Annotated in this window: 4 protein-coding genes; 3 read left to right on the top strand and 1 reads right to left on the bottom strand. The window is 67.1% G+C overall.

The window, feature by feature from the left end; genetic code table 11:
• Nucleotides 1-278: 278 nt before the first annotated feature.
• Nucleotides 279-770, bottom strand: coding sequence for a VOC family protein (locus ACFYUS_RS36450; protein WP_388862108.1), 492 nt, complete (start codon nucleotides 768-770; stop codon nucleotides 279-281).
• Between the two features lie 222 nt (nucleotides 771-992).
• On the opposite strand from ACFYUS_RS36450, the gene ACFYUS_RS36445 reads away from it, so the two are divergent.
• The 3 genes from ACFYUS_RS36445 (at nucleotide 993) to ACFYUS_RS36435 (ending at nucleotide 8,197) form a co-directional block, all read left to right on the top strand.
• Nucleotides 993-1,478 carry a MarR family winged helix-turn-helix transcriptional regulator gene (locus tag ACFYUS_RS36445; RefSeq protein ID WP_388862106.1) on the top strand — a complete coding sequence of 162 codons (486 nt, stop codon included), beginning with the start codon at nucleotides 993-995 and terminating at the stop codon, nucleotides 1,476-1,478.
• 1,571 nt (nucleotides 1,479-3,049) lie between these two features.
• A complete protein-coding gene (locus ACFYUS_RS36440) occupies nucleotides 3,050-3,601 on the top strand; it encodes a hypothetical protein (protein ID WP_388862104.1) in 552 nt (183 codons plus the stop codon).
• A gap of 285 nt (nucleotides 3,602-3,886) precedes the next feature.
• A complete protein-coding gene (locus tag ACFYUS_RS36435; protein ID WP_388862102.1) occupies nucleotides 3,887-8,197 on the top strand; it encodes a hypothetical protein in 4,311 nt (1,436 codons plus the stop codon).
• Nucleotides 8,198-8,840 lie beyond the last annotated feature (643 nt).

The following is an 8,840-nucleotide window of genomic DNA, read 5'->3' as shown; positions in this document are numbered from 1 at the left end:
GCCGGCGATCTCGGGCAGCAGGCCCATGACCACGAACTCGGTCGTGCCGATCCCGAAGGCCCCGATGGCCAGGGCGAGGAGCGCGAGAGGCATGGTGTGCCGCCCTCCATATGATTGCTGTTGCGCCTTACGTGCTCTGACAATAGTTGCATGCGCAGGCTAAGTGCAAATGCGGGCATTCGCTCACCGCTGATGGCGTGCGATGGCGGCGGATACGCGAACGCGGGTGGGGCCCGGGATCGCGTCGGTCCGGGTCCCACCCGCGCTGGTCGGGCGCCTCAGCTGGCGAAGCCGCCCTCGGGCTGGATGATCTCCAGGTTGGTGCCGTCCGGGTCGTTGAAGTAGGCGACTTTGGTGCCGAGCGCCGCCTCGGGTGTCACCTCGCCCGCGATGAACGTGTAGTCGTCGCCGAGGAAGGCGTAGCCGGCCTCCTTCATTCGCCGGTACACCGCGTCGAAGTCGTCCACCCGCAGGCACAGGTGCATCGAGCCCGGACGGTTGGCGGCGCCCCTGGTCGGCTCGCCCGGCGGGTTGCGGAACTCGATGAGGTCGATGCCGAGGCTGTTGTCGAGGTTGATCGTGGCGTAGCGCAGCTCTGCGGTGGACAGGCCCTGTGACCCGCCGAACGGCACGCTGTGCATGGTTCCCGAGGCGACGGGCTCGCGCCCGGTGAGGGCCTGGTAGAACGCGATCGAGGCGTCCAGGTCCGACACCGAGATCCCGACATGGGCCGCTCGGGTGAGGTTCATCGGGGCGCTGGAAACGGTCATGACGATTCCCTTCGTTCCGAGCCCGCGCGGCGGCGGTCGCTGCGCGGACGCGGGGCGGATTCCTGAGGAGTCAGACGGAATCGATTCTCCGGACGGTGGCGGGTCGCGCATCCGGGTGTCGCGGATGGCAATACTTGCTTAAGCGGGATACGCGCGCTGGCCAATATTATGCGTAAGGGCTTATGCTGGAGAGAGCATGCACCTGGAAGGAGAGCCGCACCCATGACCGCCACGGACCCCGCGCTGACCGCCCTCGCCAACGGCTGGGCCGCCCTCTACCTCCTGGCCGGCCGGATCGAGGCGCACATCGAGCGCACCCTCCAGACCGAGCACGACCTGAGCGTGCGGGAGTACTCACTGCTCGACGTGCTCAGCCGCCAGCACGACGGCGAGGGCGGACACCTGCAGATGAAGCAGGTCGCCGACGCGGTCGTACTCAGCCAGAGCGCCACCACCCGCCTCGTCACCCGGCTGGAGAACCGTGGCCTGCTCTCGCGCTACCTCTGCGCGACCGATCGCCGCGGCATCTACACCGACGTGACCGGGCCCGGCCTGGAGCTCCTGGAAGCGGCCAGGCCGACCAACGAGGCCGCCCTCCGGGAGGCGCTGGACGAGGCCGCCGAGAACCCCGAGCTGGCCCCGCTGGTCACCACCATCGAGGAGATGAACGTGTCGCGACGGCTCCCGGAGCCCGCTGCCACGCGCTGAGCACGACGAAGCCCCGGGACCTCGCCAAGGCGGTCCCGGGGCTTCGTGCCGACTGCTGCCGTTCCTCCTCGACCAGGCCGCATTCCCGGAACGGCTCGCCGACCTAGGTGGCCAAGAGGGCGGACGCCGGGCACCGGAAGGCCCTGCGGTTGCGCGGCGTACTGGACGCCCTCGGCGTGTCCCCCGTACTGCCTGGCCTGCCCGGCGAGCCCGAAGACTGCGGGAACAACGACTTCGAACACTGCATCGCCTGCCTGGCCACGCTCAGGCCCGGACCGACACGGAACTGCAACACACCCGCTACGGCGACCCGGCCCGCGTCGAGATGGTCGAGTGTCTGTACGAGCACTGGCGCGGCGAGTTCGCCTCCCGCCACGAGGACCGCTGAACGTCTGGAACCGCCCGGGACGAACACACCGGCTCAGCACCACAACTCGGCCTCCACCGCCCCGGCCCGTCCAGCTCCTCCTGGCCGTCGTCCTCGCCCCAGGTGCCGAACGGGCTGGTCCGACCCGGCTCGGCCCCGAGCGGCATCGCTCCGCCCTTCATCCCGTGCGGGTGCGGGACCACGCCGCCTCCCCCCCGCAGTGGACGGTACGGAGAGGTTCGTCCGGTGCGGGAGGTCGCCGGTCTGCATCGCGGCGAAGTCGGCGTGGGCCGCCTCGACGGCCTCCGGGTAGGACTGCCGTTTCTCGTGCTTGGCTCGAACGGATCCAGGCAGAGACGAAGGGCAGCGCTCTCCGTAGTCGGACGGACCGGTCGACCGGACACTGGAGGCGCCTGGTGTGCCTCCCCGGAGAGGCTCAGAAGAACCCGAGCTTCTTCGGCGAGCAGCTGACCAACAGGTTCTTGGTGTGCTGGTGGTACATGCCTCGCATGGCCGCTGACCAGCGGAAACGGCCACGATTCGGTCAGGCTGCAGGCGACTGGTCCGTGTATGGCCCGGATCTTGGTCGGCCTCGTCCCTGGCCCCGAAGAGCGACCGGCATGCGGGAGCAGTTCGCACCGAAGGGCGACAGCCACTCAGCCCCGCCCCTTTATGGCCACGATGAACCGCGAGTTGTGACCCTTACACCCCCGCTCGCGCGGGGACCACCGGGCCCACGCCCATGCGTCGCCCAGCGGGCGTGGAACACCCCCGCTCGCGCGGCCCGCTCCAGACGCTCGCGGACGGGAGAGGCAAACGCGAGCTTCTCCTGATCCCACGCGTCGCGGACGCGCCGGTGCACCGTAGGCAGCTTGTGCGGCACCAGCGGCCACGCGTAGCCCGGGCCAGACAGACGAGCGACGCGGAAGCCCTCCCAGGACAGAGACCCGCTGCTGCCCTCCGCGTAACCACACTCCCGCGCGAGGTCACGCCACCGGTCGGCCCAGATGAGCCGACGGCAGCGCTCGCACGCTTTCCAGAGCATCGCGCCGATCGGCAGCTCGATCCTGATCCCCGGCCCGGGAACGAGCTCAGCAGACTGCTCGACCTGCCCACTCGGGAAAGCCCACACCACCGGTGGCGCCACATCCGCGCCCTCGACGTCGTCCGGACAGAAGTCACAGGCCGAACCCGCAATCTCCAAATGTATCGGGGCAGCGACAACGCCCTCCACCGGCGCCAGCAGGAGATCGCCGAGGCTGCCGGGGCCGCACCAGCCGCGGGGTTCGTAATCCGGCACAACCAGCCCGGCATGGGCGCGGAGGTCGACTTGGGCGATGCCTGGGTCGACCTTGCTGGCCAGGGCACTAAGTACTACCTGTTCGCGCTCCGGCTCGCCTACTCCCTCAAGGCCGTCCACCGGATCACGGCCTGCTGCGGGCAGGCGCGGCCCGAGGGGGCCTTCCGCGTTGATCGTACGGAGCTGTCGATCGGCATGGATCAGAAGAACGGTGGCCTGGTCATCGGCTCGAACGGTGTCGGCCTGTCCTATGTTGCCAGCCCAGGCGGAGCGATCTACCGGAAGCGGACAGCATTGCTGGACGAACCCGCGCTCGACAAGGCGGCTGATGACTTGCGGCAGTTTCTCGAGTTGCTGGAGCAGTCCCTGACGGGATTCGTCGCGGATGGCGAGCCGAGAGGCCTATATCTGGTGGTCCAGCAGTTCATTGCGTTAGCCGCTGTTAGTCGAACGTAACTAGAACGCAAGCGGATCCCGATAGGTTGCGGCTCCCGCGATCAAGGCACCACCGGAGCGCCGAGTGTTCAGCCAGGGCAGGTAGAAAGGGCGGGGCCAGGTCGGGGGCCAGACAATTTGAAAACCTAGGATGACATTCGAATGATCCGTCAAAAACCTCCCGCTGTTGCATTTCTGACCCTGTGGCGACTTCTGTCACTGGGTCTCGTCACAGCCTTGATGGGCGGCTTCCTGGTGGGCCTGGCCCAGCCCGCGCATGCGGTTGTTCCCGGAGAGCAGCGGGTGATGACCTGGAACATGGCCCATACGCCGAAGGCCTGGCAGAACGCCTACAACTACGCCCTCAGGTACGACATCGTGGCGTTGCAGGAAATGCCGATGTCCGCGATCTCGGCCGCAAACGTGGTGAACGACGGAGAAATTCTGGTCCCCGGCACCAGCTACCGGATCGAAAGGAAGAGACTGACTTCCCGACTGGGCTACCGTTCGGACATCTACCTCACCTATGTCGAGGACAGCCTTCGGCCGCAGATGTACCGTCTCGGATTCATGACGCACCGTCGGCCGGAAAGCGTGGAAATCGTCGAGACGCAATTCGGCAATACGCGCCCGGGGCTCGTCATCGTCGACGGCACCGGCGCCGATGCTATTACCTTCGGCTCCATTCATGCGATCTCCCCCGGCGGGGCCAACGGAAGCGAGTTCGTCAACGCGGTCGCAGGGCGGTCGGGAACCCTGAGTGCAGGGCGATGGGCGGTCCTGGGTGACTACAACCGCGAGCCGGGAACTATGGCCGATCTCCCCGCGAACAGCCTGACGCACTCCACGGCCCCCGGGGTCCGCACCTTCCGGACCGGCGGGCGGTACGACTACATGGTCGCCTCACAGCTGTTCAGCGACTGGAACATCGTCGGTCGGGCCGACACCACTCACGATAGCGACCACTATCCGGTGTTCTTCGGCGGCCTTCAGGCCGGAGCCGATCCGGGAGTTCCGTACTGGCTGACGGGTGGGACCTCGGAGAACTCAGCCTCCTGGACGATCGGCGTCGACCAGGCCCGGCTGGAGGACGACAGCATCGGCGAGGACGCCCCGTTCGTCCTGCAGAACATCCGCGCGAAGAACGGGAGCCAGGTCCTGTCACCGTTCGGAGCGATCGACATCAGCGGGAAGAAATACTCACTGCTCCTGCTCGAGAGATCCCTGAAATGTCTCACTATCGCTCCCGACGGCACCGGAAAGATCGTTCACAAGAATTGCCAGACGGGCCAGAAGGAGAGCCAGCTCTGGCGTTTCGACAGTGATTCCGGGCAGTTGGTCAACCCCGAGGGGTTCACGATCGCCCCGGAGAATCAGAAGGTCGGTTCGGGGCTTCGCGCGGTGTCTCAGGGCGCGACTCCCACTTGGAAGTGGAAGACGAGGTTGTTCAAGGGTTGCCCGCCGTCCTCCGCCGGCAACGTGCCGGTGGCCTCGGCACTGAACGTTTCCGTCCTGTCCGACGGGCAGACGCCCTTCCCTGGCCCGGAGCCCGATCCCTGCACAGCGATACCAACGGTGGTGTCGATGGGCGACAGCTACATCTCAGGCGAGGCCGGCCGGTGGGCCGGTAACGCGGACGCCTCTGCCGACGGCTCGGTGTGGGGCACGGATCGCTCCGCAGTGGGCTGCAATGCCGGCGAGAGCAGCTGCACCCACGACCTCACGCGGGTGTACGGCGACACTTCCTACGCCGCCAAGCCCGACGCGGCGTGCGACCGGTCGGACTCCGCCGAGATCAACGGTGTGGCCGTGCCCGGCGCGGTAACTGTCGACCGGGTCAACCTGGCCTGTTCTGGAGCGACCACGGCCAGCGTCCTGACCGACACATTCAAGGGAGAGCGCCCGCAGATCGAGCAGCTGCGCGACCTCACCGCCACCCGTGACGTCTCCACCGTGGTGCTGTCGATCGGCGGCAACGACCTCCAGTTCTCCGACATCGTGAAGGAGTGCGTCAAGGCCTACCTCGCCCCGGCCGTGAACAACAACGGCTGCCGGGCCGTCAAGCAGGCCGACTTCGACGCGGCGCTGGGCGTGGTCGAGGAGGACGTGGTCAAGAGCCTGACCGGGATCCGTGACGTCCTGCGCGACTCCGGGCAGTCCGACGACAGCTACCGGCTCGTGCTCCAGTCCTACCCGAACCCACTGCCCAAGAGCTCTGAGTACCGCTACCCGGAGAACTCCTCCAACCCGTTCGAAAAGTACGGGCGCTACACCAAGGGCGGCTGCCCGTTCCTCGACAAGGACAGCGACTGGGCCCGCGACCACGTGATGGCGAACATCACCGCGATGCTGAGCCGGGCCGCCACACGGGCGAAAGTCTCGTTCCTGGACGTCCAGGATGCCTTCGCCGGACACGAGCTGTGCTCCACTTCCACCCAGCAGGCCACCTCTGCCAACAACTCGACCGCGCCCCTGGACGCCGCACAGGCCGAATGGATCCGCTGGGTCCCCTACCTGATCGACACGGACATCCCGTGGACGGCCCAAGGCCACCAGCAGGAGGCGATTCACCCCAACTACTTCGGCCAGCAGGCCCTCTCCGCCTGCCTCACCAAGATCCTCGCCGACCCCGACACCGGACCGGTCACCTCACGCTGCACCGGCAGTGCGGGCTCCGTCCCCGGCGGCCTGGACGACACCAGCCAGGTCCTTGCCAAGGGCAACCGCCGCACCGGCCTGGGCGGTGACCTGCCGGATTGGAGCAAAGCCGGCTACCGGGGCGGACAACGGCTGCCCGGCCCCGCGGAGCGCTCCAACGACCCGCGCTGCAAAATCACTCCCCAGGTCCTGGCCGACCACTACAACGTGAAGGCCGACGACGGCCAGGACGACACCGCCGGCATCCAAAAGGCCATCGACGACATACGCACCACCTGCACCCCCAACGCCTCGCCCACCAAGCTTTCCTCGATCGAACTGCCCAAGGGCACCCTGGAGGTCAGCAAGCAACTGGCCGTCGACGCCTCCTACCTCGTCGTCCGCGGCCAGGGCACGGAAGCCGACAGCGGCACCAAGATCGCGTTCCGGCCGGACAGCGCGACCAGGTACGACACCCTCTACCAGGGCAGCCGCTGGGACCAGGACGCGATGCGCTACGTATGCCAGGGCACGATCGGCTCCATCACTGGCACCGGCGGCTGGATCTGGCCCGGACGCGGCCTGTTCCGCGTGCAGACCCGCGAGGTGTCGGCCAAGCACCAGCGCATGTGCGGCGACCTCTCCGCGATCCCGGAGAACCGCCGGGACCTCTTCGAAGGATCGATCAACCAGCACTGGGAATCGGGCGTCACCCTCGCTGAGAACTCCTCCACCCCCGGGTACTCCGCAAGGGAGGGCGACAGCACCATCCAGCTCAACGGCGCTGCCGACATGTCCGTCTTCAAGCCGGGCGGCTACCTGTGGGTCGGGGCGGCCAACAGCATGAAGTTCTACCAGAGCCAGCAGATCGACACCGCCGGGCAACTGGGCAGCCTGGAGGACCTGCACATGCGCCAGCAGGTCTTCACCATCTCCTCCGTCGACGGCACCCGACGCACCGTCACCATCGACAAGCCGCTGGAGTTCGACCTCCCCGTGAACTCCGTCTCCGACGGCTCCGCGCCCATCACCCCAGGGGGTCCCGCCTACCCCAGCAAGGTCACCCCGCTCAAGATGATCACGGACGTCGGGTTCGAGGACTTCACCTTCACCCAGCAGATGGGCAGCCTGACCGCCCGGTGCGTCGACCTGACCCCCAACTGCGCCACCCACAACTACGGCAACCTCGCCCCCGACGCCGCCATGCACGGCATCGTCTTCAAATGGGCCGCCAACAGCTGGGTCCGCGGAATCAAGGGCGAGATGACCGGCTCCCACCCCGTCGTCACCGAAGTCGCCAAGAACCTCCAGATCGAGAACAACTACTTCGACGGCTCCTGGAACAAGGGCAAGGGAGGCAACGGATACCTGCGCGGCTCCCGCGTCTGGGACTCCCTCTACGCCTTCAACACCACCCGCAACCTGCGCCACTTCACCTTCCAGTGGTCCTCCTCCGGGAACGTCGCCTTCGCCAACGACTTCGACTCCGACCTCAACCTGCACGGCGGCTGGGAACGCCGCAACCTCTTCGACAACAACACCGTCCACGTCCCCTACAACCATTCCTCCAGCAACTGCAGCGCCAACTGCGGCGGTGAGGGAGGCGTCGGTGACAAGGGCACCTGGTGGCCGATCTACTGGAGCGCCGGCAACAAGGCCGTCAAGTGGTCCGGCTCCAGCGGCCCCCAGAACGTCTTCTTCAACAACAGCCTGACCAAACAGACCACCAAGAACGGCTCCTACGCGCTCTATCAGCCCTACTCCACCCGCGGCCGTGCCTACCAGTTCGGCTCCGCCGAGGACTCCCCGCGCTCCTTCAAACACCTCGACTACGGGACCGGTAGCTTGCCGCCCATCGACACCAACCCCATCCAGGACTGGGCCGGCTACGAGAACGGCAGCTTTACCTCAGGACTGGGCGTCAACGACAATTACCAGGACAGCGGGGACTCCCTCTTCCTGAAGTCCTTCCGGCGCTGACCGCCACCGACCCACAACCGAAGGCCGTACCGCCGTCCGATCAGGCGGCACGGCCTTCGGCACCGATGATAACCCCGGCTGAAAGTCGCACGCCCCAGACCGGTCAGGCCGTGGTGCAGGTGCAGCAAGGGGCCCCGCGGTCGACCGATGCTCACGGACGGCAGGGTGGTGAGGCCGCCCGCCGACGGGAGGACGGTGTTGACCGGCACGAACAACAGCGGCAAGTCGATGCTGCTGCGCGAGCTGGCGGACCTCGTCTACCGCTAGCCGGCGTCGGAACAACCCGTGCGGTGGGTCACCGGGGTAGACGTCAACAGCAGCGGCAGTGCCGAGGAGTTTCTGCAGCGCCGACCTCCAGGTTCCTGGACGGCGTGCGAGCGCAGGGGCCAACCGCCTCATCGAGCAGTCCATGGAGGAGCGGGACCGCGTCAGCCGGGGCCAGGCGCCTGAGCGGTGAGTCCGGAGTTTGGTCCGTGACTGGTCCGGAAGCGCTGGTCAGGCCTGGGACACGGGAGGGAGGAGCTGGGAGTTTCGGCGCAACCCGTCCCCTCCCTTTGCGGTGCGAGAGAGGCGCCTGACGGGTGAAAGCCCAGGTCAGGCGCCTCTTTCGTGCCTCTAGAAGAAACCGAGCTTCTTCGGCGAG

The sequence above is a fragment of the Streptomyces sp. NPDC004284 genome (assembly GCF_042874035.1).
Lineage (GTDB): Bacteria > Actinomycetota > Actinomycetes > Streptomycetales > Streptomycetaceae > Streptomyces.
The sequence above is the reverse complement of the archived record's forward strand: the minus strand, read 5'-3'. Positions and strand labels throughout refer to the sequence as shown.